Below are 26,955 nucleotides of genomic sequence, written 5' to 3'. Positions count from 1 at the left end.
ATATAACAGATTTTTTAATGCGTGCTGCATATTTATGCCGGTTTTATGTCAATTCGCCGTGCACTTGTCCGACAGTTTCCCATAAGATGTAGAAAAAAGGGATAGGATGGTGGAAAAGATGGAATCGCGTATCCTTCGGGATTTGCTGGAATCTGCATCACGGCTGGTCGGGGATGTACAATGGCAGGCGGCATTCCGGAATGTGCAGATGGCCCCTGCAGATGCTGCGCTTGCGTCTCCGGCCCGGAAGCTGCTGCAAACATTATACCGCTTGCAGGGACAAGGAATGATCAGCGGGCAGCATGATTATCTGGAGAGCCCGGATGAATTCAGCGCCAGGCTGAAGACGACCAGCGGACAATATGCCGCGCTCCACGGCTATGAGCTGGGGGCGATTGAGAATCAGACGGAGCAACAGATCAGCAGCCAGCGGCAGGCAGTGGTAGACAGCGCAATCCGGTGGCATCAGGCGGGCGGAATCGTCACCATGAGCTATCATCAGAATTTGCCGGGGACCGCTCCGGCTTGGTCGAATGTCTCGATGAGCCTTAGCGAGGCGGATTTTGCCAAATATATTACTCCGGGTACTGTTAAGTACAAAGCGCTGATCGCGGAGCTGGACAAGACAGCACAGTCTTTGAAAAAGCTTGCTAATGCGGGCGTGCCGGTGCTCTGGCGTCCCTACCATGAGATGAACGGCGGCTGGTTCTGGTGGGGCCAAAAAAGCTCGTTCAGCAAGTTGTGGAACCTCATGTTCGACCGGTACACAGTCTATCACAAGCTGCATAATCTGCTGTGGGTGTGGAGTCCCAATGCCAAAAACCAGTGGTCCGATGAACCGGCCGACTATTACCCTGGTGCCGGCAAGGTGGATGTGTTGGCGCTGGATATCTATGAAGCGGATTTCAAGCAGAGCCACCATGATGCCATGTGGAATCTGGGACGCGGCAAGCTGATCGCCATAGGCGAGAACGGGGAGCTTCCGTCCCCGGCGGTGCTGGCCAAAACCCAGCGTAAATGGTCCTACCAGATGAGCTGGGGAAAGCTGCTGTATGAGAAGAACAGCGATGCGGTCATCAAGGCTTTTATGAACGATTCCTTTGTGCTCACCAGGAAGGAATACGCGGCGAAGGCGGCGCAGTATGCCTCTATGTCTGAAGCTGGCCCCATGCCGGGCCTGTACGGGCAATATTACAGCAATGCATCGCTCAGCGGCACGCCGGCGATCACCCGGACCGATTCCGGCATTAACTATAACTGGCGGCAGGCGGCTCCCGATCCGGCACTCCCTGCTGATTCCTTCTCGGTGCGCTGGAGCGGCAGGCTGAGTGCCGCATACACGGAGAGCTACACGATTTATTCGTCCTCGGACGACGGCATCCGCGTGTGGATTGACGGGGTGCTGGTGATTGACAGCTGGATGAAGCAGAGCGGACAGGAGCGGCAGGGACAGGTGAATCTGATTGCCGGGAAGCTGCATGAGCTGAAGGTGGAGTATTATGAGAACCAGGGGGATGCGCGGGTGGTACTGATGTGGGAAAGCCCCAGCCAGGTGAAAAGCGTCATTCCGGCCGGGGCATTCTATCTTCCTTAAACAGGTTGGCCAGCGGGTCAGATTTGTTCCCGGTAGCTGATATTGTTGGCGATTTTCTCATTGCGTACGGCTTGGCGCAGCACATCCTTCACCGTTTGGGGCTGGCGGATCCGGTGGAAAAGCAGCTGTGGCGATGAAGCATCATCCGAGAATACTGTAAGTGTTCCGATACCCAGTATTCGCTGGGGTATGGACTGGGCCACAGAAAAATCATTGACCCGCAGCAGCTCGATTTCTTCCACGTCCTTCCCGATCAGCCCGGTTTTGACCATAATGCGCTGGCTGGTGATGGTGTATGTGGTTGTATTCAGGCGCACGATGCCTTTGATGCGGTCGGAGATGCCGGCCGGCTTGCCCTGCCACAACTTTGTTTCAGGTCCGGAGCCGGAACCTGGTGCTGCTCCGGATGCCTCCCGGCGTTCAGGTGCAGCTGCGCCTCCGGTAGTGCTTGCGCCGCATTCTCCGCAAAATTTGGCCCCTTGCTTGTATTCTGCGCCACAGCTTGTGCAGTAAGGCATAAGCTATCTTCCTCTCTATCATTCATGTTGAAATCATTATAGTATAACAAGGATTTCCAGTCACTACTGGGGATCTTTGTTGTTTGTATCTGCCCAAAATACGCTTCAATTCTGCAAAAAGTTTCATCTCTGCTACTTTTACATTATTTTCAGTTGCACTTTACAAAACTCGCTATTATTCTGTTAAGTGGAGGGATACTTAATATGAGACAAGCCTTACTGGCGGCGTTGCTGATGATGGTTGGAATTCTAAGCGCCTGCAGCAATAATAACTTAGCGCCTGCTTCCCATGAAGAGGTGCAGGAGAACGTGCAAAATTTTTATAATGAAATGTCAAAGTTCGATGAAATGGGCAAGTCCTCATTGGAGGCATTCAACACAGCCTTAACTTCGTATTCAACAGGAAAAGCCAGTGACAGTGAGATGGAGAAAGCAGTGGATGATTTTCAGGACACCGCTTCGGATATCGCCGATGAAGTCAAGGATGTGAAGATCTCCAAAAGCCTGCCGGAGAACATCCGGAAGCTGCTTAAAGAATCGGTAATTGCGTTCCAGAGTGCGTATTCCATCAAGGAGAAAGCCTCGAAAAGTGCGGTTTCCCCGGATGTTACTGCCGAGGAATTCCAGGACATGAACCAGCAGGCGGATGTGGCGATGCTGTATGGCATCTCCAAGCTGAATGAGGCCAGAGTGGCGGCAGGGCTGATTGAACCGGGAAGTGCGGCCACGGACACGCTGGCTGGTGCAGGGACCGGGACTGCTGCGGATTCTCAGCCGGATACAGACAGCCAAGCCAACACTGGCACAACAGATATCCAGGTGAATCCGCAGACCGGTAAGGGAACTTCCGTAACAGAGATTAAATAAAGCGAAACCCTGCTAAGGTAGAATCAAGGCTTCCCTGTCATTGGACAGCAAAAGGCGCTGCACAGCGAATACTGTGGGCGCCTTTTGCTTGCGGTTCTGTCATTTTTTTCTGATTGCTTAACAAGCGGAAATGCGCATATAATACAAACATACGTTCGCTTTGTGTGGAGCGCAATGACTGAAATGAATCAGGTCATCCTTGGAGGAGGAATAGCACAATGGGCAAGAAGCTGGAAGAGTACGGCCTGTGGGAGAGCAGCAGAGTGCTGCTGCCAGAGCACAAAAGCCGGATACCGAAGGATGAACGGGAGATGCTGGACCGGGGAAAGCCCGTTCTGGATGAGCAGAAGCTGGAGGAGATTGAATGCACGCTGGCGCTGTCGCTGCGGAGCCATGTCCGGGTAACAGTAGTGCTGCATGATCCTTGCGGGAACAAGCAGCTGAACGGCTTTGTGACTTCCATTCACACCCACTCGCGTGAGATCAAGCTGCAGTGGGCGGAGGAATGGAAGTGGATTCAGGTCGATGATATTGTCGAAGCGTACATCGTCTGAGCGGCAGACCTTTCTCCAAACTGCTGCTTGCGATGAAGCAGGTGAGCAGTGCTAGTTGGAAAAAGGGAACTTATTTCTCCCCAAAATGAACAATTGTGAGCTTGAAGTGGAAAAAGGATACTTAATTGTGCCATATTCCTTTGTCAGAAGCGAAATGGCCTGAATTAGTTGCCCTTTTTCCACTTCATCTGCGGAGAATAGGATGCTTGAGCAAAATTAGTGCCCCTTTTTCCACTTGAAATTGCCGAAGGGTTCATCAAAATCCTGGTTTTATTTGTTGGAGCTGGGCTCAGTTCTCTCATAAGCGATTAGGGTCACCGGTTTGTTCCCGTTGATTTGGGCTATGGCCGCTTCAGCCTGGCGGATAATCTCCACCGCGTCCCCCTGATCGCTCAAGGCTGCTACCTTGTAGCTGTCACTGTGAATTTCCATGAGGTCTTCCCACCTTTCGCTTTTATATTGGCCTGTTTGGGCGGGAACCATCCAGGAAAACGGTAATCCATAAAGATGCAAATGCCCCGGATGCCCGGGGTTTTTTCTTTTACAATCAGGGAAAAGCGTACAAGCAACGGCGGAGCAGAAGGCATCTACTATACCAGGGGGTGATCTAATGCTGACTTTGGATCAGGTGAACAGCAAATCGGCAGCCCGGCTCGGCGGTCTCCATCCCGTCCTGCTGGCAGCTGCCCATGTTTTGATACAGCGTTGTTATGCCCGGGGCATCCCGATTGTCATCACCCAGGGCCTGCGGACCATAGCTGAACAGAATGCCCTGTACGCGCAGGGCCGAACCAGGAAGGGACCGATTGTAACCAACGCGCGGGGCGGCAGCAGCTTTCATAATTACGGACTGGCGATGGACTTTGCACTGCTGCTGCCGGATGGACAGAACATCTCCTGGGACATGAGGCGGGATGGGGACGAAGACAAGCTCGCAGACTGGCAAGAGGTCGTACAGGAAGCCAAAAAGCTGGGACTTGAATGGGGCGGAGACTGGACTTCTTTTAAGGATTATTCCCATTTGCAGATGGCTTTTGGACTGACTATTCAAGACCTGAAGGCAGGCCGCCGCCCGGCCGCAGATCAGGTGAAGGAGGCCCTGGAACGGATCAACGGGGGTGAGGATGAAGTGAATAAAGATGTGGAGATTTCGATCACCCTGAACGGAGTGAAGCTTACAGTCGGAGTATTGGATAACGGGACTACTTACGTCCCCATACGGGCATTGGCTGAAGCGCTTGGCGCCAAGGTGACTTATGATCCTGCCAGCAAGACAGTGAATGTGGTGACCATATAAAATTTCTTGCATAGATTCGACGCCGCAGGGGGAAATTATCAGGGACAAACCACACAAGGGGGTACAACATCTTGAAGAAGCTGATAACAACCTTTGCCTGCGGCACCGTTTTGTCCATGAGTCTGCTTGGCGTAGGATATGCATCCACCGCTACCGGTACAACTGGGTTTGACGGAAACGGCACCCGTATGATGAATGAGCAGGGCAGCACCATGATGAACAACACCACTGGCACAACAGGCACAACGGGTACTATGCATAACCGCGCCGGAGATAACAACACCGTTTCTCCACTAACAAATACTACGCAGACCGGCAGATACCGGGCTACCAACACCACGACTAATACGAATAACAACAGGGGTTCCAATTGGGGCTGGCTGGGATTGGTCGGTCTGCTTGGTCTGGCCGGTATGAGAAACAGAAGCGGCGAACGCGATCGCCATTAGTCGATCTGTTCAAGCTGCACATGGCCCATCGGCTCCGGCTGACCGGGCCTTTTTTGTTAACCTCAAACGTTATGAAAAATATAGATTGCGTATCCCCCGGATACGTGATATCATATTTCTTGTCGCGTTATCAACGCTTCTACCATGCCGGGGTGGCGGAATAGGCAGACGCACAGGACTTAAAATCCTGCGGTACGTGAGTACCGTACGGGTTCGACCCCCGTCCTCGGCATCCTTGATTTATAAGGGTTTTTTCCGAAAAACCTTGGTTTTTGAAACAGTTTAGGAGAGAACTTTTTAACGAGTTCTCTCCTGTAGTTCTCTCCTTTTTCCGAAGGAGAGAACGAGGAGAAGATCGTATGACTCTCATGAAATGATGAGGGGATTACGATCTTTTTTATTAAAAGACCAAAATATTGCTCATCGCCGATGCTGAAGATACTTTTGAACTGTATTCCAAATGAGAGTAAATATCGGCTGTTGTAGAATAGTTGCTGTGTCCCAGCCATTCCTGAATTTCTTTCATACTTACTCCATTGGCGAGTAAGAGGCTTGCACAACTATGACGCAGGTCATGATAGCGAATATGGCGTAAACCATTTTTTTTAAGAGTTCTAGTAAAGTTTTGTGTGATATAGCCGGGTTTAACTCGTTGTCCCAACTTGTCCAGATAGATATACTCCTCGTAATCAGTGCAGTAGGATTTACCACATATGGCTTTATTAAGCGCTTGAAGTTCACGAATACACAGCAGTAACTCCTCAAAGGCTGGCACAAGAGGTAAGGTGCGGCGACTCGGTTTGTTTTTAGTTCGGTCCTTTTCAATGATGTGTTCTTTTCCCTCAAAATAAACCGGTGTTACAGTATGACGAATACTAATCGTTTTATTAACGAAATTGATGGCAGTCCACTTAAGTCCAATCACTTCACTTCTTCGCAATCCATAAAAGGCAGCAAGAATGACAGCTAGTTCAATTAGTTCACCTTTTACTATGCCAAAAAGTAAATTAATTTCTTGATGGTTATAAAAACTGCCGACAAAATCATTCTTCTTTGGTCGTTCGATCTTATCCGCCGGATTGGTATTAATTAAATCATTTTTAAGCGCATGTTTTAGCGCTTTGCGAATATTAGCATGGTAATGGAGAACCGTATTGGTTGTCACTCCATTTTCATCTAGCTCGTACTGATAATATTCTTGAATGTGACTTGGTAATAATTCTTTGAGAAAGAGGCCTTTTTCTTCAAAGTAAGGTACGATATGATTAGTTATGACGTTGTGGTAAGATGCGTAAGTGATAAATTCAACCTTGTGCTTCATCATTGCTAGCCACTGAAGCATGTAGACAGAAAAAAGTGGTCCCTGTTCGACTGGCTCTTCGGCTGACATTTCTTCGACAATTTCTTCAACTATCGGTTCTTCCTCAGTAGCATTTAAAAGAAGAGTAAATTCCCTTCTTGTCTCTAATAGCAATGCTTCTGCTCTTTTTTTGTTTCCTTTTACTGTAAGGCCAGTAGGAATCCATTTTGGCTTTCTCTTACCTTCTTCATCCTTGCAATTCAAGACCATATAAAAAAGACCTTTTTTTTCTTGTAGGTGGCCTGCTACCATGAATATCCCTCCTTCATAGCAGCCCGCACTGATCCTACCATTGACGTATTAAGTATAACACGTATGGGAAAAATAATTCAATGCGGTAAAGCGACATAGTGAAGCGGTGGGTTATTATTCATAATGCGATGAAGATAAACGATTATATTTACTTTGGGGATTTTATAAGATCTGCCGATTTTGAAATAATCAATCTGGTTGGATTGAAGCAGTTTGTAAGCGGATTTTGTACTGATCCCTCCTAGCATGTCGCACATCTGCATAACATTAACAACATCCGGAAATTTTAAGAACATTAAGGTGTAAATGTCTTGTGGACTTGAAGCTACAAGGCAATCTTTCAGCATTCGGTAGTCTCCTTTGTATTCTTAGAATTAAAGCTCATATCAAGCTGTCAGTGGTAAGCTGACATCATAACTTCGTAATTTACGAAGTTCCCCTCATCCGAGCGGGCTGCCCCCAGTACCGTAACGTTGGCCAGGCAGAAGTATCATTATCACTCTTGCAGATCATGGCGATTCATCCCACCATAGAATGATTTTAGCCAGAAGTAAATCGCTCGGGTCTCTAGTAAGGCATAAATACCAACAAGAGACTGTCTTGGCGTTTCCGCTTCGTCGCTTCTGAAATTACAGAGGCAGGAGTAATGTACTTGATACAAGGTATATAGGGTTGTCAAAGAACGTAAAGGCAGTTTAGTTTAATCAATATACAGAGGATTTCATAATATATATTTTAAAAATATCCTCTATGATAAAGTGGGTACAAGTAACAAAAATCACAACTGAAATCGAAAAAAAAGGGATAATTAACTGCTAATTAGTATATTAATTTTTTGGATTTGTATTTTCCTGGCTAGAAACCTAATGCCGGAATTTTAATGGTTTATGCTTACCCATAGGCCAGTCTAAATTAACTTTGGCAATTGAAATGCCAAGACTGAACACAAGGGGATAAATAACGTTTACGAAAGGTAGCGTTTTAAATCAAATCGACGAACAGCTAAAATAAATGCAATGACTAATTGTTGTTTACAGTCTTCGCTATATTGATTGTTATGCCAAGCATACTTATGGATAAGGCGTTCATACCGAAAAATTAATTCTTCCTCAGCATCACTATCCCCATTTTGGGCTAACAGAATCAATTCAATTACTTCCCGCATTCGTTTTCCCCTTTCCTCAAAGGTTTCTAATTCGAGGAAGAGGGGGGGACGGATGCGGTGAATTCGCCGAACTTTACACCTCCAATTGATTTTTAAGCTTGTCCAGCAGTAGTTTTTTTGATTTACTGATGGCTTGTTGAGTCAATCCAAATGAATGAGCTATTTCGGCATCGGTTTTTTCGTCATAAAATTTTAGAAACAATAGCTTTTTTTCCATTGGATTCAATGTCTGAATAGCGGAACGCAGATATTCGTGAGCTTCCACATATAAAGTAGAAGAAAAGAAATTGATAGTGACATTAAGGGCATCGGTGTCGAAATCTTCATTTAGTGGCTCGGTACGATGATACTCACGATCAATTTTCATGAAAAAATCCCGGCTGGTATGAAAAAGACATGTTTGAATATAACGACTAAATCCTTTCTCAACAGCCAATATTTCTTTTTGTCCGTTTTTCAACTTCTAACATCTCCTTTCGTACTTAAATGGGGAATTTTTTTGAAAAAACAACTTTAGACAAAATATTGTTAAATTATCCAAAATGATTTCGAATTTAAATGAAATTATTATATTTTCTTACATAGCATTTAATAATAAAACGACGAACGTTATTATCGTTCGTCGTCTGAGCTAAAGAGTGTACTTTATAATAAATATTGCCAAACATTTGCTTAACCACAAATACACTATTCAAGGCTGACTTCAGGAGCACTCTGAACTTCTGTACTTACGGCATCGGTGAAAGTATCGGTGGTGTTGAAGTAGTATGAATGCTGACCAGGAGGTAGCTTTGTACTGTATTGATAGATTCTGCCGTCTGAATAATTAGTGTCACCCGGAACAGCAGGCTGCATTTTTCGAACGACGCCGTCTAAGACAAGCTCCATTGTAAATGGGGCCTGATTGTCTGCATCTGTATAAGTGACAGTAAAAGTAAACTCCGTTTGTGGAGTGCCTTGGGGTTGATCTACTCCTCCTGAAGTTAACGTTGGCGCACTTCCGCTGACTTTATTCGTAGCCTTAATTTCATCAATTAGCATTTCTCCTGGAGTGACTGTATTTTGTTTGAGCCAAATAGACAACTTTAGTGCCTTTTTGTCAATGGCCGGGGTAAGTGCATTGAGATCAAATTGCAGATCGCTCCAATTGGCTGGAACTTCTACCCATCCTCCAGTTAGATTATATGTTCTTTTGCCGTCATAGATTTCAATCCGGGTCCTGAGGTCAGGAGATGCAGGATTCTTAAGCGTGATATTCAAATATTGGTAGCCGCTCAGATCGACCACATCGTTCCATGCCTGAAATTTAGCCGCTGAATTCACATTTGCCGGAACCTGAGTGAATTTGCCGACAGAACGTCCGTCTGCTGTAAGCTTGGTGAACGTTCCCGTTCCGCCATTTTGGTTATACCAGTTGACCCATGTCGTGTTGGCAGCAGAGCCACCCCAGAAGCCAGCTCCTCCAAAATCATCATATAACAGCGGAGTGGAGGGGTCCGGCAACGGTGGAGCAACGGTGTAATGAGTCGAGCTGTAGGTGTATGCGCCGGAAGGATCTTTGGCACGGACATCCACTCTCCGGTTCGTATAAGGCAAGGATTGGCTCTCATCGATGACCGCAGCGTAGACCGCACCGTAGACCGCACCGCTTACAGTCGAATACACATTCCCTGAGACGGTCATGGGTTGATAAGGCAATCCGGTTGCTGCATATTCAACATCGCTCAGCTGATCTCCCGCCTGGGCAAAAACAGTTACATTTCCGCGGATCCATTCTCCGATCACTGGAGAAAGTAACGGCAAGGCGGGCGGCTTGGCTGCATTGTCCACACCTGTTCCCGGAGTTGCACTGAGTCCCATGACTGTATATAGGAGTCCTGCTTGAATGCTAATGCTGAACTCGTTATAGCGCCACTGATTCGTATCATCCAGATAGAGGGAACGGTCCTCATACCAGGGACTTACACTGCTCTTATTTTTGGGATCTTTCATATTGGGTCCGCTGACCATGGCACCGGGAAGGATAATCCCGGTATCACCCGCAGTATTGGATTCCTCATTATAGCGGGTGTGTGGGAACATCACATGATGGGTACCAATGCCTGATACCCAGCTGATATTCCAGGGATTCTCTCCGAACAGCCAGTACATTCCCTTCACGACCGCCTGCAGTGCCGCAGGATCACCAAATAATTCATAGTACCGCAGCATGTCCCCTAGATAAGAAGCATGAGGTTCGTTTACACCGAAATTTTTGAACTGGTTCAGTACACCATACGGTATATCATCGGACATGGAGAGGAAGAAATCTGCTTGCCCTTTTAAGAGGCTATGAATATGGGATTGTGTTTCAGCATCGGCAACCGGATAGAATTCGGCCATGGACATAGGGCTCATATCCCAGTAGTTGGTGGAGGAGATGTCACTCAAGGTCAATGCGCTTATTGTAGCCGTAGCTGCATTCCGATACTGGATATCGCCGGTCAGCAAGTACAACTCAACATCAGCCAGCAGCTTGGAATTGGGGATGCCTCCTCTGGTGGAATAAGATCCGATGGGACCGTCAGGATTGGCGACCACATAATTATAAAAGGTAACCGCGGCAGTCTCGCATTGGTTGGCAAAATCCGTAAGCTCTGCAATCTGAGATGACGCGATGTCACCTTCGTTAATCGCCGTGCGGATCGCGCGCGCTGTGGCGGCAAGAGTGCCCGCTGACTTGGCGGAGCCGCCGACACTTAGATCCGTCAGCTTCCGGTCATCGGCTGTGCCGGAGATATTGTCGGTAGATTTCTCGGGATGAACGAAAGAAGCGTTATTTCTGAGATTATACATTTCCCCGCCCAATTGGTCGGCGAACTTAATCAGATATTCACTGCCGAAGACCGCTTCGTCAACCAGATCCGGAATACCATTGCTGTCGTTATCGTACTTTACGCTGTCTTTGTCTGCATACCGCGTATAAGCCAAAGCAATCTCCGCACCTACCCATTGGTTGCCGCCGTATTTGCCGTAATCGCCGGCATCGTACCAGCTGCCCGTCAGATCATAATGGGTGAGGCCGTCAGCAGACTGGGCGTCATCCAGGTGGCCTGCGGCATGGTAGAGCTTAGCTGAGGGAGCTACACTGCTGTAACCCTCAGGATAAGCATCACTTGTGGCTACTGAGGCACGTTGAAGACGGTAGAAAGCAGTCATTTCATCCTTGTATTGATCCCATAGGTTCGGTGTGATTTCAAACGAGTAGGAATAAACCTGATTACTCCGCACCCTGTAGCTGTTCCCGGAAGCAGTGACGTCTGAGAAGCCGATAGAGTAGACATGTTTGTTCCAATAAAGGCCTTCATAGGTCATGGTTCCTGAGGCGATAACAGTAGTTCCATCCAATATTTCATAAGTAGCGTCTGTGACTGTTGTGGTTGATATCAATTTTGCGTTCTTTACATCGTCTGCACTGTAGCCGGCTTGGCTTACAACAATATCAATCACAGAAGAGGATTGAACTACATTCAAATTTTGAATTCCAGTATTGACTTCATTCGAAGTCGTATCTGAGGTGCGGAAATAGTAGGAATGGGCCCCCGCCGGAAGCTTCGTCATGAACCTGTAGTGTTTACCGTCTGTGTAGGTTACATCGGCTTGATCCGTTTCACGCATGTTATAGGCAATGTCATCAATGATCACCTGAACTGCAAATGGAGCCTCATTATCTGGGTCGATATAGGTGGCTTCGAAGGTAAAATTAGTGTTCTGGTTATAGCTGCTATCTGTATTCGCGCTCATCCCTGCCGGGCTTAACTGGGGAGCGGTACCACTGGATGCCGTTGTAAACACAATGTCATCGATTAGCATCTCCCCGTAAGTTCCTCCGGCTTGTCTAAGCCAAATTTCCAGTTTGACTTTCTTCTTCTGAATCTTAGGCATCAATGCATCCAGATCAAACTGCAGGTCAGTCCAGGTATTCGATGCGGGAACATAACCTCCGGTCAGATTGTAATTTGTAGTGCCATCGCCGATAACAACACGAATTAGTGACTGGGCATACCCTGCATTCTGCAGAGAAAGGTTCATATAACGATAGCCTGACAGGTCAAAGGTCTCGTTCATAGGTTGAAACTTGGCCCAAGAAGAGGAGGAACTTGGGGTTTGTGTGAACTTTCCAATGGAACGAGTGCCTTCTGTCGTTTTTATGAAAGTACCACTACCACCGTCCTGATTGTACCAGTTCATCCAATTTTGTTTGAATAGTCCCCCACCGGCAAAATCATCATACAGGAGAGGGTGTTCGGGTCCTGGCAATGGTGTAACCGCAGCCATGGTGGGTTTGGGTGATAGAGTAAGAGTACATATAATTAACAACAGACTAAGGCTTACAGAAAATAATTTTCTGAGTTTCAAGGTGAATTGGCTTCTTCTGAACATCTTTTTAACCTCCTCATTGTTGAATATCGCGTAACATAATCTCCTCTCTTCAAATATGAAAACGCTTGCAAATAGAGCATAAAAGAGTTACTATCACTAATCGATGATGAATTACATGAAATATGTGATCTATACTATGACTGTAACTAGGCCGCCCAGAGCCTTGCGATAAAAAATCCTGATATAGATCACAAAAAAGATAAAATAGATCATCTACGCTTATTTATAGCGAGTGTACTGTGAGACAAAGGGTATTCTTGATACCGTCTGGCGTTGACATACGGTGAATTTTCAATGAAAAATGGGGGGCATCATGTATAAAATTCTCGTTGTAGATGATGAGCCGAGAGTGAGTGCGGGGATCCGGAATTTCCTGCTCGCTTCGGATATGAACATCACTGATGTTGAAACGGCAATCAATGGATTCGAAGCGATAGATTATTTACGGATGGACAGCTTTGATCTGGTGCTTACCGATATACAGATGGGCAGGATGAGCGGAATTGAATTAATGGAAAACATCTATATGGAGCAGTGGAATGTCCCGGTGATTGTCATTTCTGCCCATGAGAAGTTTGATTTTGCCAAAAAATCGCTACGGCTCGGTGCTAAGGATTATCTGGTGAAGCCGGTAGAGCGGACAGAACTGCTCCGTGTAGTACGCAAAGCGCTGACCCAAAAGGAGCTTCCTGGAACAAACTCACCGGAGGACAGCAGGCAGATTCAGGAGCAATCCAGGCGCAACGAGTGGCTGATGGAGCTGGTTACGCAGCGCAATCTGACGCAGAAGGATATCGAAGATGTGACCGGTGAGCTGGGGGAGCTGTTGACAGGGCAATTCTTTGGCGTGATCTCCAGCCGCATTGATTATAGCCAGGCCGGCTTCAGCCATAAGAAGGTGACCCTGCATGACCGCAAATTATTGAAATATGCCGCGATCAATATTATGAACGAAACGCTATCGGAATGGAACAGCTTGACCTTCAACGGCTTCGGCCATTCCATCATCAGCATTATCCAGCTGTCTGCCGAGGAAATGGAGGACCCACAGGTTAGAGTACACTCCCGGATTCATATGATCGGGCAGATGATCGCTATGAATCTGAAGCAGTATCTGAATGTAGAGGCGACGGTCGGCCTCAGCACACTAGCCGGGGATGTACTGAGGCTCCCTGAGCTGATGGATGAAGCGGATACGGCCGCGGAGTGGAACAAAGTCCATCCTGGACAGAGAGTCTTCTATTATCACGACCTCGCCGTGCAGGATAATCTGAGTATGGTGGTGTGGATGGGCAAGGTTAGTGAGTTCATGGAGCAGATGAAATCAGCGGTAGAATCAATAGGGTACGTGAATCCGCAAATAATACTTAGTCAGCTGCTGGTGTCTGATCAGTCACAGGAGGTTATGAACAGCTATTGCGGCATGCTGATCTACCGGATTTACGGACTGCTGGTAGAATACGGACAGGGTAACGGGGTTTCCCTCTATGATTTCAACCCGGATATGGTGTTCCAGGGGCTTACCGGACAGCAGAAGCTGGAGCGGTTGCATCGTTATATTGAGGATTCGGTTCTATTTTTGCAGGAGCTCTCCCAAGCCAGAGATCAGAACGTAATCTCACGGATTACCAGCTACATCCAGAAAAATTACCGTAATCCGGCGCTGAAAATTCAGGATATTTCCGAAGAGGTCCATTTCAGTGCAGCACATCTTGGTTATATTTTCAAACGCGACATGAAAACCAACCTCTGGGATTATGTTACGGCACTGCGGATGGAAGAAGCCAAGCGTCTGATGAGTACTACGGACAAGAAACGATATGAAATCGCCTACGCGGTAGGTTATGAATCGCCTGAGCACTTCAGCCGGATGTTCAAAAGAGTGTTGGGTCTTACACCGGCAGAATTTCGGAAAAAGACCAGAGGAGGGAAGCGGGATGAAGCTGAAACTGAAACATAAAGTCACGCTGGCCTTCCTTGTGTTTATTGTCCTCCCCTTTATAGTGGTGGGATGGATTTCAGCTTATGTGGCTGTAGACACCATAAAGGAGGAAGTCGGCAGTACAACACTGCAACTGGTTAAACAAAATCATACGACAATAGATAAAACCATATCGGCGATCAATGACAGGACGATAACGCTGCTGGATAGTCAGTTTTTCAGCAATCCGGCAGGGTACAGCTTTTGGACAGGAATTGACACACTGAATGAAATCCAGCAGGCCGATAACATTCTGGAGAGCTGGTCTACCGGCAGCACGGAATACGCGATTTATTTGAAAAATATAGAGCGGCGGGATACGCCTTTTGATCTTTCCCATAAAACAAAAGGATTCAAATATTTAGATAAAGATAATAGCGGATTGCCTGACGCTATGGTAAGCGGCATGGATCTCAGTGGAGGCGGGGCACTGCGCATCACGCATTCAGATTCAGGAGAGAAAACGCTCTCCTTCATGCGCAGTATTCTCAATCCCAGAAATTATGATGAGGCTATCGGCCTACTGGTTGTCAATAAGGTAGAGGTTCTTTTAACCCGGGATATGGTATCTGTGGAGCTGCCCTCTACTGCTGGTGTTTTTTTATTCAATGATAATGAGGAGCTGTTAATGTCAGCCGGTTCAGGCAGCATTTCTCCGGCGGAGCTTCACAAGAATATAGAACCTGAGGCCTCTTATGGATACACCTTCGCAGAAGAAGGCGGGGAAGAGTGGCTTTACGCCTATTCGGACAGCTCTAAATTTCACACTAGATTATTGTACAAGATCCCGTTAGCGTCCATTACCGGTAAACAAATCTGGGTGCAAAAGATGCTTGTGTTCATCTCCATCATTTTTTTAGCTTTTGTCCTCACGTTTGTTCTCTATTTGGTAAGACTTGTTGTTAAGCCCGTAGTGAAGCTTGTTTCTGTTATGAAAGTATATGAACCCGGCAAAACGCTGTCATGGTCTGAAGAGCCGCTCAGGAATGATGAATTCGGCATTCTGCATGGATCATTTGTGAAAATGACCAAAAGACTGGATTATTCGATTGAAGAAAATTATGTGATGCAGCTGAAACAGAAGGAGTATGAGCTGCTGATGCTCCAATCCCAGATCACCCCTCATTATCTGTACAATACCTTGGACTCGATATACTGGTATGCGCTAGACAGCGGCAATGCCGAGGTAGGCGAAATGGTCAGGGACTTGTCCATGCTGCTGCGTATTGGTCTAAGCAGAGGCCGGAAAATGATTACTATTGGTGAAGAGATAGAGCATGCGAAGGCCTATACACGGTTGCAAGAAAAACGCTACCCGGACACCTTTGAAGTCTGGTGGCAGATTGATGAAACGCTAAGAGACTATGAAACTCCCAAGGTAATTATTCAGCCTCTGATTGAAAATGCCATTATTCATGGCGTGCGCGGAATGGATGGAGAAGGAGAGTTACGGGTATCTGCCGTTAAAAGTGAAGATACACTCCGCTTCATCGTAGAGGACAATGGGCACCTGCCTGTAAATCTAGAGGAGCTCTCTGCCATTATGCAGGGAGAGCATAGTGCGAAGGGATACGGAATTCGAAATGTGCATCAGCGTATTCAGCTCCATTACGGGGAGGCGTTCGGGTTAACCTATGAACGAAGCGAGGAAGGGGGGACCCGGGCGATTATCACCCTGCCCCTGCGCCGGCCCGAATGACGTGTAGCGGCAAACGGACGTTTAAAGATCACGTTTTTACAGGAATACATCATCGTAGCCGTATAGAGATGGTTCTATAATAAGTCCATGAAAGGAGTAATGGACATGACTAGAGCCACCGGTTTTACAAGATTTATCCATGCCATGTGGAAGTACAAGGCGCTGACACTGATGATGCTGCCGGCTGTTCTTGTCCTTCTGGCGCACAGTTATTTGCCGATGTTCGGTATATTTATTGCGTTCAAGAATGTGAATTACATTGACGGAATTTGGGGGAGTCCATGGGTAGGAATTGATAATTTCAAATTCTTATTCTCTTCGGGGGATATGTGGAGAATTGTAAGAAACACGCTCCTGTACAGCCTGACCTTTATGATTATGAACCTGGTGCTGTCGGTATCGATCGCGGTTGCCATCAATGAGATCCGGCGGCGGTTTTTGGCTAAAGCTTACCAGAGCTTTATTATCCTGCCACACTTTCTGTCTATGGTAGTGGTGAGTTATCTCGTATACGCTTTCCTGCAGCCGGATCACGGATTCATCAATGCAACCGTACTCAAAGCCTTTGGGCATGATCCGGTATTCTGGTATTCGGAGAAGGGCTACTGGCCTTATATCCTGGTGTTTGTCAACGCATGGAAGCATGCAGGCTTCGGTGCTGTGATCTACATCGCGGCTATCGCCGGAATAGATCCGGAATACTATGAGGCTGCGCTCATCGACGGGGCTTCCAAGTGGAAGCAGATTACGAACATTACGATTCCTTTTATCCGACCAGTCATTATTATTATGACCATTCTGTCGATGGGAAGTATTTTTAGTTCTGACTTTGGACTGTTCTTCCAGGTTCCAATGAATTCAGGGGCGCTGTATCCGGTAACGGATACCGTGGATACGTATGTATACCGCGCTTTGATGCAATTAAACGATATCGGGATGTCTTCGGCCACGGCGCTGGTACAATCGGTGGTTGGATTCATTATGGTTATTGCAACCAACAGCATGGTCAGAAAAATCGACCCGGAACAGGCTCTATTCTAAATAAAGGAGAACCATCATGGCTAATGACACCGGCAACCGTATAGGCGGAATTTCCGCAATGTCCAATTTGATTCTAAACACAGCTTTTGTGATTCTCTCACTCCTTTGCTTTTTGCCTGTTCTGCTTGTAATTATTGTATCTTTCACAGATGGGCAATCTATTCTGACTCAGGGGTACAGCTTTTTTCCGAATAAGTGGTCGTTCATTGCCTACGAATCCATCTTTAAAGATTTTCAGACTATTTTGTCGGGATATCGGGTGAGTCTTACCATAACCATTCTTGGCACAGCGCTTAGCGTGTTGTTGATGGCACTGTATGCGTATCCCATTTCACGTGCGGATTATCCGTTCCGTAACGCATTTACGTTCTTTTTGTTCTTCACGATGTTGTTTAATGGCGGGATGGTCAGCAGATATCTAATTTACACTCAAGTGCTGGATATCAAGGATTCTTATATGGCGCTGATTCTGCCCATGCTGATCGTGCCGTTCAACGTCATTATTATGCGGACCTTCTTCCAGACGACCATTCATCCTGCGGTCATCGAATCGGCTAGAATAGACGGTGCGGGTGAGCTTAGAATCTTCCTGCGGATCGTTCTGCCGCTCTCGTTGCCTGTTCTGGCGACCATGGCCTTGTTCAGTACGATCGGTTATTGGAATGACTGGTTCAATGCCCTGCTGTATATCAGTAGTGAGAACAAATATCCGCTGCAGTATTTGATGATGCGTGTTCTCAACGACGTGCAGTACCTGCGCAATAATGTGGAATTGGCCGCCCAGAATCCAACGATGATGAAGAACCTTCCGAACGAATCCCTGCAGATGGCAATGGCTGTCATAGGGATGGGGCCGATCCTGATCGCGTATCCTTTTTTTCAGAAATATTTCGTCAAAGGCCTGACAGTGGGGGCAGTAAAAGGCTAAAGCTGCGGTGGAACCGGCAAACAGCACATTCTGTCTGCCGTTCTATATAAAAGCATTATCATACAGGGAGGGTTAATATGAAAAAGTTAAAAGGGCGCAAATCGCTATTTACGGCGATCGTTCTGGTTCTCGCGTTATCCTTGCAAGCATGCTCTGGCAGTAATAACGGGGGTTCTTCCGAATCGGCAGTTTCTAATGGCGCGGCCAGCACGAGTAGTCCGGAGCCTGCCGGTAGTACGGAATCACTGAAGCCTTACGAGGTTTCGATCATCTACTTCGGTGCGCCGCAGCGGGATGATGCGCTGGTGGAAGCCAAGCTCAGTGAATATTTCAAAGAGAAATTTAATGCAACTGTTGATCTTCAACCGATTGCATCCAGCGAATACAAGCAGAAGACCGAGCTGATGCTCAATGCCGGAGAGCCGATGGATCTTGTGTTTACAGCATCATGGCTTAATTTCTTCGGAAACGTTGCCAAAGGCGCCTTCCTGGATCTGGATGACCTGCTGGCCAAATACGGGCAGGGCATCTCGGAGAACCTGAATCCGATCTATCTTGAGGCTCCGCGCTACAAAGGGAAATTGTATGGAATTCCAACAAATAAAGAGATTACCCAGGGCAAGGCCTACACGTACCGGAAGGATATCATCGACAAATACAATATCCCTATTGAGGATATTAAGACGATGTCAGACTTTGAACCCTGGTTCAAGCTGCTTAAGGAGAAAGAGCCGGAACTAATTCTGGATTTCATTAAGGAATCGGGTGAAGGGATGATGTATGAAACCCGCTCCAACTTCCGCGCCATCGGGCCGACGCCTAACAAGATTCCTTTGTTCTTATATGACTACACAAATACAGATAACATCCAGATAAAGTCGGTGGTTGATCCGGAAATTTCATCAATCGCCAAAGCGGAGTATGAGCTGAACCGCAGCTATTATGAGAAGGGCTACATCAACAGCGATGCCGCTACAACAACGACTGAGATCGGCGATTTAAGAAAGCAGGGTAAAATCTGGATGCAGCAGGCGGTCTGGAAGCCGGGTGCAGACATTGAACTGAAAATTGCCTCGGACAATAAATATGACTTCGTCTCCAAGGTGATCGAAGAGCCTATCGTGACCACTGATCTCGCTGCCGGATCGATGTTCTCCATCTCCCGCACCTCCAAAGATCCGGAACGGGCTATGATGGTATTAAATGCGCTGCATACCGATCCTTATGCCGTGAACCTGTTCGTTAACGGGATTGAAGAAACCCACTATAAGAAGATTAGCGAGAACCGGATTGAGCCGATTGCCGATTCCGGGTATGGCGGGACTGCCCTGTTCTGGGTGATCGGCAACCAGCTGATCAATTATCTGAAGCCGGGTCAGCCGGATGATTTGTATTCCAGCTGGAAGGAATTCAATGATGCAGCCAAACGCTCTCCGCTGTTAGGCTTCGTATTCGACGAGTCGCCGGTTAAAAACGAGATCACCCAGCTTACCTCGGTCATCGGTGAATACCGGGCCGCAAGCACGGGGGCGATTCCTGATCCTGCCAAAATGCTTGAGGAACGCAATGAAAAATTAAAAAAGGCCGGCATTGAGAAGGTCAAGGCAGAATTGCAGACCCAGATTGATGCCTGGAAAGCAGAACAGTAATTGATGGGTTGAATCATGGCAGGATGCCTGTTGTTTCAGGGCATCTTGCTTTTCACCTGTACAAGGGAAAGGGAGACGATAGAAATGGAGACTTGGATCAACGAAGCCTGGGACTATGCCCAGAACAAATTAAGCCGCACACGGGGCCGAATCGGAGCCACCTTCCCCAATGCCACTTACGGCGGACAATATGATGCGCGTGACCCGGATTGCTGGACCAACGGATTCTGGCCGGGCATTCTGTGGCTGGCTTACCGGGCCACAGGCGATGAGGAATACCGGCGCATTGCCGAGAGCTGCGAGGAGCAATTAGACGCGCCTCTTCAGGAATATGAACAGCTCCATCACGATAACGGCTTCCTCTGGAGTCTGTCAGCGGTTGCCGATTACAAGCTCACCGGTAACAGGCTGTCCCGGAGAAGAGGGCTGATTGCTGCCAGTCATCTAGCCAGCCGGTTCAATCTCAAGGGGAGTTTCATCCGTGCCTGGCTGCATGAAGGCAGTGAAGGTCTGGCGATCATCGACTGCATGATGAATCTTGGACTGCTGTATTGGGCCAGCGGGGAACTACAGGACCCGCGATACCGTCACATCGCCGTCGCCCATTCGGAAATGGCGCTGCGGGAATTCATCCGGGAGGACGGCTCGGTGCATCATATCGTCCGGTTCGATCCCGAGACGGGAGAGCGGATCGAAGCGCTGGGCGGACAAGGGTATAGTCCGGATTCCGCCTGGTCGCGCGGATCGGCCTGGGCGATCTACGGATTTGCGATCGGATACCGGTATACGGGTGACATCCGGTTCATGAATGCCGCCAGAGCAGCAGCGGATTACTTCGCTGCACAACTGCCGGAGGATCTTGTGCCACCCTGGGATTTCCGGGCGCCTGCCGATCAGTTATGGGCCAAAGATTCAACCGCTGCTGCCTGCGCGGCCAGCGGAATGCTGGAGATGGCCTATCTGCTGGAGGGTGAAGAAGCCGAACGGTACCGGAAGCTCGGAGCAGCCATCACAGAATCGCTGTTCCGCCATTACGCGCCGGAAGACCCGGCGGAAGAAGCGCTCATAACCAAGGGAACCGGCAGCTTCCCGGCCAATGCCGAAGTCGAGGTGCCGATCATTTACGGCGACTATTTCTTTCTGGAAGCTTTGCTGAAGCTCAAGGGAGAGAGCGAAATCTTTTGGTAGAGGAAACGGCTCTTGGTAATGAAGGAGGATCAAAGTTGAGGAGAAGAGTGGATGATGTAGATCCGTTCATCGGCGTGGACGGGGAGAATAACTGCCTGTGCGGGCCATATCTGCCAAACAGCATCGTAAGGCTGGGACCGGATACCTTGCCGCCGCAGCTATCCCACGGGTACGACAGCTCGCGGCCGATTATCCGGTTCAGTCATACGCATGTCAGCGGAACCGGGGGCGGCGGGCGTTATGGCAATGTCGGCTTCACCCCTATACCGGAATGCCGCGGTTTCAGTTGGACCCCTATGAGAAGGGGAATGAACATGCCGAAGCAGGCTATTACAGCGTGAAGCTGCTGCCTGCCGCCATCCAGGCTGAATTGACCAGCACGATGCGGACCGGGGTCCACCGTTACACCTTCAGTGCAGCGGACTCAGCGGGCCTGCTGATTGATGCCGGGGCGGTGATTCAGGTTGGCGGAGATGAACCCGGCAAGACCACCGGAGTTTCGACCGGGGGATATATTGAAGTTCTGTCTGAATATGAGCTGGCTGGCCGCTGCGACCTGCGCGGGGGCTGGGGGCATGAATTCCCTTATTCCGTCTACTTCTATATCCGCTTCGATCAGCCGATACAGAGCCATATGCTGATGGATGCGGGCGGAGTACGCCAAGGGTCGTCTGTGGGTGGCGCGAATTGTAAGGCTTCCCTTAGCTTCGGCGACTGTGGAGTCCTGGTGGCAAAGACTGGTATATCTTATGTAAGTGTCAGCAAGGCCAGAGCCAGTGTGGACCGGGAAGCATCCGCCGGATTCGATGACATACAACAGGCGGCCAGTAACATCTGGGAGGATAAACTCAGCAGAGTCACGGTGGAAGGGGGAAGCGGGGAGCATACCCGGCTGTTCTATACCCTGATGACCCGTCTGTTCTGTATGCCGAGTGACTTGGGAGTAGACGACGAGAACTTCGCCTGGGAATCAGGGGTACGGCATTACACCGATCTGTATGCGCTGTGGGACAGCGTGCGGAATGCCAATTCGTTGATTACACTGCTCGACCCGCAGCTTGAAGTGGATATCCTGAATTGTCTGCTGGATATCGCAGATCATACGGGCTGGCTGCCGGATGCCTGGATTATGGGACATAGCGCCATGATTCAAGGGGGGAGCTCCGCAGATGTGCTGTTCTGTGAAGCGGCGCTGAAGAAGCTTGAGGGAATCGACTATGCGAAAGCCCTGAAGCAGATGCGCAAGAATAATGAGGTTCCGTCGCCGGATACCTGGCTCTACGGCCGTCATCTTAAGGATTACCATACTCTGGGGTACTTGTCCACGGATGTGAAGAAGAACTGTGTGTCTCGTCATATGGAATATGCCTATCAGGACTGGTGTATCGGCCGATTGGCCGAGACTCTAGATCAGGAAGAGACGGCCGAGGAGTATTATCAAAGCTCGGAGAAGCTATGGAATTTATGGCGGGAGGATCTTAAATGCTTTGCGCCCCGACTTCCAGGCGGGGATTGGGCAGGGTCATTTGACCCCTTATACTGCCTGCCGGATTCTTGGAATGATCCTTATTTCTACGAGGGAACCAGTCTGCAATGGTCGTTCAGCACACATCATGACTTTCATGGACTGGTCGAACGGCATGGAGGGAAAGAAGCTTTTATCAGGCATTTAGACCATTTTTTTGACTGTGGATTCTATAACTCGAAAGAAACCATGCTGCATATTCCTTATTTATATATTTATGCGGGAAGACCCGACCGGGCGGCTGACCGGGTCCGGGAATGTCTGGAGAAATACTTCCGGGCTGAACGTGATGGATTAGGGGATAACGAGGATATGGGCTGCCAGAGTGCCTTCTTCATCTGTTCAGCTATGGGGTTGTACCCTTTGATGGGTCAAGACCTCTATTTCCTAGTTCCTCCATTGTTCAATAGGACGACCTTGCTCTTGGGAGCGCAGGAGAACCCGGTTCCTCTGACGATTGAAACACAAGGAGAAGGTAGCGGGTCCGGTAAAAAGTATATTCTGTCTGCTTCCTTCAACGGTCAGGCATTGAACCGGGCCTGGGTGCGTCATGAAGAAATCGCCGGAGGAGGCACACTTCTCCTGGAGCTTGGTTCTGAACCCGGGGAGTGGGGGAGCTTTATTCCACCTTCACCGCTCAAAGAATGGAGAAATCGTAAAAATCCATACTAAACAATTTATGATGTGAAAACAATTAGTCAAGCAGCGATTCTGCCATTATTGGAGAATCGCTGCTTGGCGTTCGCGCGGAATAATACGGCTTGCTATATGTCACGAAAGTACAAAATCAGGTCATCTGAGCGGTGTGTCTCCGATGTTTCTATAACGTATGATTAGTTCATAGAAAAGAAAAAGGTGGGACAAACTATGAAGCCACATAAGCCTATCCGGAAGTTTCTCGAAAAAAACAAAGTGTTGTTGTTAATGATGCTTCCTGGCTTTCTGTACTTGATTCTGAATAATTATATACCTATGTTTGGGGTCATCATTGCCTTCAAAAATATCAATTATGCACAGGGCATATTGGGTAGTGACTGGGTGGGATTCAAAAACTTTGAGTTTCTCTTTAATACTAACGATGCTTATATCATCATTAGAAATACTCTATTGTACAATTCAGGATTCATTATCATTAATTTGATCTTCTCGGTCGGTCTTGCTGTGTTATTAAATGAGCTGCGGAATAAACTGGCCGCACGTTTTTATCAAAGCGTCGTTTTATTGCCGCATTTATTTTCTGCCGTGATTCTTGGGTATCTGGTCTTTGCTTTTTTGAGCGCGGATTACGGATACCTTAACCATAAAGTTCTGCCATGGCTTGGATTAGAGCCTATGAATTGGTATAACGAAGCCAAAGCGTGGCCATACATTCTAATGATTGTGAATACATGGAAGAGCGCCGGCTATTTGAGTATTATTTATCTTGCTGCGATCATCGGTCTGGACAAAGAATATTATGAAGCTGCTTTAATTGATGGAGCGAACAAATGGAAGCAGTTCTCCAGAATAACGCTTCCCTTAATTGCCCCTGTTATCATCACAATGACCCTCATGCAAGTGGGGAGAATTTTCTTCTCGGATTTTGGTTTATTCTATCAAGTCCCAATGAATTCAGGTTCTCTTCTCCAAACGACGAATGTTATTGATACCTATGTATATCGGGCCCTGATTAATATGGGGGATTTAGGGATGTCTTCTGCTGCGGGACTGTTTCAATCTATAGTTGGTTTCGTTCTGATCCTGAGTGTCAATCTAATCGTAAGAAAAGTAAGCAAAGAGAATGCTTTATTCTAAGTGGAGGGGAAACACATGCGGGTAAATAAGAAATCATCTCTATCTCAAATCATGCTTCATATTGTATTCATCTTAGGAGTTATTATCATTCTGATGCCGGTTATACTCGTTCTGTCGGTCTCCTTATCGGATGAAAGTTCAATCTTTGTTTCCGGATATTCGTTCATCCCTGAGAAATTCAGTCTCGCAGCCTATTCATTTCTGTGGCAAGACCGGGTTAATATCCTTCATGCTTATGGGGTAACGTTGTCAGTTACGATCATCGGGACGGTAATCAGCTTATTGATCACAGCATTATATGCTTATCCGATTTCCCGGCACGAATTTCCGCTTCGCAACTTTTTTTCTTTTTTCGTTTTTTTTACAATTCTTTTTGGGGGCGGTCTAGTACCCTGGTATATGGTCTATACCAATCTAGTGAATGTTAAAGACAGTCTTTTGGCGCTTATTCTGCCCGGCCTTCTTATGAGTGGATTCAATGTTCTGATTATGAGGACCTTCTTTCAGAATCTTCCCTCTGCTCTGAATGAATCAGCAACTATTGATGGTGCGGGGGAGTTCCGGATTTGGTGGCAAATTATTCTGCCCCTTTCACTTCCGGTTTTAGCTACCATAGGATTGTTCAATACTTTGGCTTTTTGGAATGACTGGTTTAATTCACTGATCTTCATCTCCGATTCCAAGTTTTATAGTTTACAGTATGTCATGCAAAAGACGCTGATGGATATTCAGTTTATCTCGCAGCAGAGTGGGACTGGAAATGCCTCGAGTCTCCTGGCCTCGATTCCAACAGAGACTGTAAGAATGGCAATGGCTGTTGTAGGGATAGGTCCAATCGTGCTTGCATATCCGTTCTTTCAACGTTATCTGGTGCAAGGTTTAACAGTGGGAGCTGTAAAAGGCTGACCTTATTCCATACAGTTAGTAAAGGGGGTGGTTCTCAAAATATTGAATAAAGGCAGTTTATGATTTGGAAACAAAATGAGGGTCCGTAAGAGCAAGCGCCAAACTATAATGGGGGTTTGAAGTATGAAAAAACAACTTGGAACGCTATTAACTTTGATATCATTGATGGCAGTATTAATCTCCGCTTGCGGAGGAGCAGGGAATAATACGAATAATAAAGTGGGAAATAACGAAAACGCTTCCTCTTTTACTAATACCCAAGATAAAGCATTGGATCCTTACAAATTGGTAATGTATTATCCCAGCACTACGCCAGCAGATTTGAATTTGGTTCAGGAAGAGATGAATAAATATTTGACGGAGAAAATAAATGCTACCATTGAGCTGAAGCCGATTGACTGGGGGGCGTGGAATGACAAAGCTAATTTGATGTTTGCCTCCAATGAAAAGTTTGATCTGATTTTCACGGCATCATACTTGTCTTATAATTCTAATGCAATTAAAGGCCAATATATACAGATGGATGATTTATTGGCGAAATATGGTCAAGGAATTACAGAAACGCTAGGCTCAGACTGGATTAAAGGCAGTCAAATTGATGGCCGTAGCTTTGCAGTACCGACGTTGAAAGAATTTGCCGGTTCTGCTGGAATGCTATTCAGAAAAGATTTAATTGAGAAGTATAAGATTGATCTGGATTCTATCAATAATCTGGACGACTTGACTCCAGTATTTCAACAAATTAAGGAGAACGAACCCGGTGTAACACCTTTGCTTGCAGCTGGATCATTCAACCTGACAGGTATGATTGGTGGATATACGCTTGACAACCTTGGAGATTCCTATGGTGTACTTGATCCAGAGAACAAGGATATGAAGGTTGTTAATCTTCTGGAGACCGATAAGATTAAAAGCACCATTGATCTGATGCGGAAATGGAATTTGGCAGGGTATGTTAATAAAGATGCGCCGACCATTAAAGATGACCAACTGTATAACCTTATGAAGGCAGGCAAGGGATTTGCCTTTGCGGCTGCGACTAAACCAGGGAAAGATGCAGAAATGAGTTCAACACTTGGTGTAGAATTAGTACAAAAAGATTTCACAAAACCGCAAACCACCACTGGTGAAGCGACAGGGGCTATGATGGCAATCTCACGGACCTCGGCGAATCCTGAAAGAGCAATGATGTTTCTGAATTTGCTGTACACCGATAAATATCTGATCAACCTGCTTGATTTTGGCATTGAAGGGAAGCATTATGTTAAGAACGCGGAGGGCATATTAAGCTATCCGGAAGGAGTAACCGCCCAGAGCAGCGGCTATAATCCGGGTACAGCCTGGATGTTCGGCAATCAGATGAACACCGCTCTGTGGAGCAATGAAGATCCGCAGAAGTGGGATAAGTTCAAAGCGTTCAATGAAAGTTCGGTCAAATCTCCAGCACTTGGGTTCGTGTGGGACCCGGCTAATGTCAAGAATGAGGTGGCTGCTTGCGTTAACGTTAAATCTCAATTTGGCGCGCCTCTATTTACAGGTTCTATAGATCCTGAAGAATTTTTGCCAGAATATATTCAGAAGTTAAAGGAAGCCGGGCTTGATAAAGTTATCGCAGAGAAACAAAAACAATTGGATGAATGGGTTGCAGCAAATAAGTAAACAGATTCGAATGTGGTTTCGGAAAGAATGGACCCTCGGTAGAGGGTTCATTCTTTCCCCTTGTTACAGGGTTGGAAACGATGAGGAGAAAAGCGAAGCAGAAGGGG

23 protein-coding genes and 1 tRNA gene are annotated in these 26,955 nt (G+C 47.3%); 17 read left to right on the top strand and 7 right to left on the bottom strand.

The window, feature by feature from the left end; translation table 11 throughout:
• Positions 1 to 118: 118 nt before the first annotated feature.
• Complete coding sequence (locus JI735_RS00480) at positions 119 to 1,594, top strand: glycosyl hydrolase (protein ID WP_039837095.1); 1,476 nt, start codon at positions 119 to 121, stop codon at positions 1,592 to 1,594.
• Between the two features lie 17 nt (positions 1,595 to 1,611).
• Here JI735_RS00480 and JI735_RS00475 read toward each other — a convergent pair whose 3' ends face one another.
• Positions 1,612 to 2,112 (bottom strand): PH domain-containing protein, encoded by a 501-nt coding sequence (locus JI735_RS00475; RefSeq protein ID WP_051052017.1) that lies wholly within the window; start codon positions 2,110 to 2,112, stop codon positions 1,612 to 1,614.
• A 204-nt stretch (positions 2,113 to 2,316) separates the two neighbouring features.
• Between JI735_RS00475 and JI735_RS00470 the strand changes: the two genes are divergently transcribed.
• Positions 2,317 to 2,979 (top strand): hypothetical protein, encoded by a 663-nt coding sequence (locus tag JI735_RS00470; protein WP_039837088.1) that lies wholly within the window; start codon positions 2,317 to 2,319, stop codon positions 2,977 to 2,979.
• 218 nt (positions 2,980 to 3,197) lie between these two features.
• Complete coding sequence (locus tag JI735_RS00465) at positions 3,198 to 3,533, top strand: YolD-like family protein (RefSeq protein ID WP_039837089.1); 336 nt, start codon at positions 3,198 to 3,200, stop codon at positions 3,531 to 3,533.
• A 270-nt stretch (positions 3,534 to 3,803) separates the two neighbouring features.
• On the opposite strand, the gene JI735_RS00460 is transcribed toward JI735_RS00465, so the two are convergent.
• Positions 3,804 to 3,965: a hypothetical protein gene (locus tag JI735_RS00460; RefSeq protein ID WP_157771424.1), complete on the bottom strand. Its 162-nt coding sequence runs from the start codon at positions 3,963 to 3,965 to the stop codon at positions 3,804 to 3,806.
• 178 nt (positions 3,966 to 4,143) lie between these two features.
• Here JI735_RS00460 and JI735_RS00455 point away from each other — a divergent pair, with 178 nt between their 5' ends.
• The 3 genes from JI735_RS00455 to JI735_RS00445 all read left to right on the top strand — a co-directional run bounded on the left by JI735_RS00455 (position 4,144) and on the right by JI735_RS00445 (position 5,511).
• A complete protein-coding gene (locus JI735_RS00455; protein WP_039837090.1) occupies positions 4,144 to 4,830 on the top strand; it encodes a M15 family metallopeptidase in 687 nt (228 codons plus the stop codon).
• Between the two features lie 71 nt (positions 4,831 to 4,901).
• Positions 4,902 to 5,279, top strand: a complete 378-nt coding sequence (locus JI735_RS00450; protein ID WP_051052019.1) for a WGxxGxxG family protein — start codon at positions 4,902 to 4,904, stop codon at positions 5,277 to 5,279.
• A gap of 146 nt (positions 5,280 to 5,425) precedes the next feature.
• Positions 5,426 to 5,511 (top strand) — tRNA-Leu (locus JI735_RS00445).
• A gap of 168 nt (positions 5,512 to 5,679) precedes the next feature.
• Here the strand turns inward: JI735_RS00445 and JI735_RS00440 are convergent.
• From JI735_RS00440 to JI735_RS00420, 5 genes are all read right to left on the bottom strand, one after another.
• Positions 5,680 to 6,891 carry a tyrosine-type recombinase/integrase gene (locus JI735_RS00440; RefSeq protein ID WP_039837091.1) on the bottom strand — a complete coding sequence of 404 codons (1,212 nt, stop codon included), beginning with the start codon at positions 6,889 to 6,891 and terminating at the stop codon, positions 5,680 to 5,682.
• 77 nt (positions 6,892 to 6,968) lie between these two features.
• Positions 6,969 to 7,238: a helix-turn-helix domain-containing protein gene (locus tag JI735_RS00435; protein WP_083886814.1), complete on the bottom strand. Its 270-nt coding sequence runs from the start codon at positions 7,236 to 7,238 to the stop codon at positions 6,969 to 6,971.
• Between the two features lie 617 nt (positions 7,239 to 7,855).
• Positions 7,856 to 8,056: a helix-turn-helix domain-containing protein gene (locus JI735_RS00430; protein ID WP_039837092.1), complete on the bottom strand. Its 201-nt coding sequence runs from the start codon at positions 8,054 to 8,056 to the stop codon at positions 7,856 to 7,858.
• A gap of 73 nt (positions 8,057 to 8,129) precedes the next feature.
• Positions 8,130 to 8,516, bottom strand: coding sequence for a sigma factor-like helix-turn-helix DNA-binding protein (locus tag JI735_RS00425; RefSeq protein WP_039837093.1), 387 nt, complete (start codon positions 8,514 to 8,516; stop codon positions 8,130 to 8,132).
• A gap of 227 nt (positions 8,517 to 8,743) precedes the next feature.
• The gene (locus JI735_RS00420) at positions 8,744 to 12,163 is read right to left on the bottom strand and encodes a glycoside hydrolase family 9 protein (RefSeq protein ID WP_202676927.1); all 3,420 of its coding nucleotides are present in this window, start codon (positions 12,161 to 12,163) and stop codon (positions 8,744 to 8,746) included.
• 628 nt (positions 12,164 to 12,791) lie between these two features.
• Here JI735_RS00420 and JI735_RS00415 point away from each other — a divergent pair.
• From JI735_RS00415 to JI735_RS00365, 11 genes are all read left to right on the top strand, one after another.
• On the top strand, positions 12,792 to 14,438 hold the full coding sequence (locus tag JI735_RS00415; protein WP_039837101.1) for a response regulator transcription factor: 1,647 nt from the start codon (positions 12,792 to 12,794) through the stop codon (positions 14,436 to 14,438).
• Positions 14,416 to 16,158 carry a sensor histidine kinase gene (locus JI735_RS00410; RefSeq protein WP_039837102.1) on the top strand — a complete coding sequence of 581 codons (1,743 nt, stop codon included), beginning with the start codon at positions 14,416 to 14,418 and terminating at the stop codon, positions 16,156 to 16,158. Before JI735_RS00415 ends, JI735_RS00410 begins: the two co-directional genes overlap by 23 nt.
• A 105-nt stretch (positions 16,159 to 16,263) precedes the next feature.
• The gene (locus tag JI735_RS00405; RefSeq protein ID WP_202676926.1) at positions 16,264 to 17,199 is read left to right on the top strand and encodes an ABC transporter permease; all 936 of its coding nucleotides are present in this window, start codon (positions 16,264 to 16,266) and stop codon (positions 17,197 to 17,199) included.
• Positions 17,200 to 17,215: 16 nt separating this feature from the next.
• Positions 17,216 to 18,127, top strand: coding sequence for a carbohydrate ABC transporter permease (locus JI735_RS00400; RefSeq protein ID WP_039837103.1), 912 nt, complete (start codon positions 17,216 to 17,218; stop codon positions 18,125 to 18,127).
• Between the two features lie 77 nt (positions 18,128 to 18,204).
• Positions 18,205 to 19,776: an ABC transporter substrate-binding protein gene (locus tag JI735_RS00395; protein ID WP_039837104.1), complete on the top strand. Its 1,572-nt coding sequence runs from the start codon at positions 18,205 to 18,207 to the stop codon at positions 19,774 to 19,776.
• An 84-nt stretch (positions 19,777 to 19,860) separates the two neighbouring features.
• Positions 19,861 to 20,964 (top strand): glycoside hydrolase family 88 protein, encoded by a 1,104-nt coding sequence (locus tag JI735_RS00390; protein WP_039837106.1) that lies wholly within the window; start codon positions 19,861 to 19,863, stop codon positions 20,962 to 20,964.
• A 35-nt stretch (positions 20,965 to 20,999) separates the two neighbouring features.
• Positions 21,000 to 21,305, top strand: a complete 306-nt coding sequence (locus JI735_RS36760; protein WP_202676925.1) for a hypothetical protein — start codon at positions 21,000 to 21,002, stop codon at positions 21,303 to 21,305.
• Entirely contained in the window at positions 21,251 to 23,161 is a 1,911-nt protein-coding gene (locus tag JI735_RS00380; protein WP_267919094.1) for a GH92 family glycosyl hydrolase, read from the top strand. Before JI735_RS36760 ends, JI735_RS00380 begins: the two co-directional genes overlap by 55 nt.
• A gap of 195 nt (positions 23,162 to 23,356) precedes the next feature.
• The gene (locus tag JI735_RS00375; protein ID WP_039837109.1) at positions 23,357 to 24,283 is read left to right on the top strand and encodes an ABC transporter permease; all 927 of its coding nucleotides are present in this window, start codon (positions 23,357 to 23,359) and stop codon (positions 24,281 to 24,283) included.
• Between the two features lie 15 nt (positions 24,284 to 24,298).
• A complete protein-coding gene (locus tag JI735_RS00370) occupies positions 24,299 to 25,189 on the top strand; it encodes a carbohydrate ABC transporter permease (RefSeq protein WP_039837110.1) in 891 nt (296 codons plus the stop codon).
• Between the two features lie 123 nt (positions 25,190 to 25,312).
• Positions 25,313 to 26,848, top strand: a complete 1,536-nt coding sequence (locus JI735_RS00365) for an ABC transporter substrate-binding protein (protein ID WP_039837112.1) — start codon at positions 25,313 to 25,315, stop codon at positions 26,846 to 26,848.
• Positions 26,849 to 26,955: the final 107 nt, after the last annotated feature.

The sequence above is a fragment of the Paenibacillus sonchi genome (assembly GCF_016772475.1).
Lineage (GTDB): Bacteria > Bacillota > Bacilli > Paenibacillales > Paenibacillaceae > Paenibacillus_AQ > Paenibacillus_AQ sonchi.
This window is presented reverse-complemented; position numbering and strand designations above follow the sequence as displayed.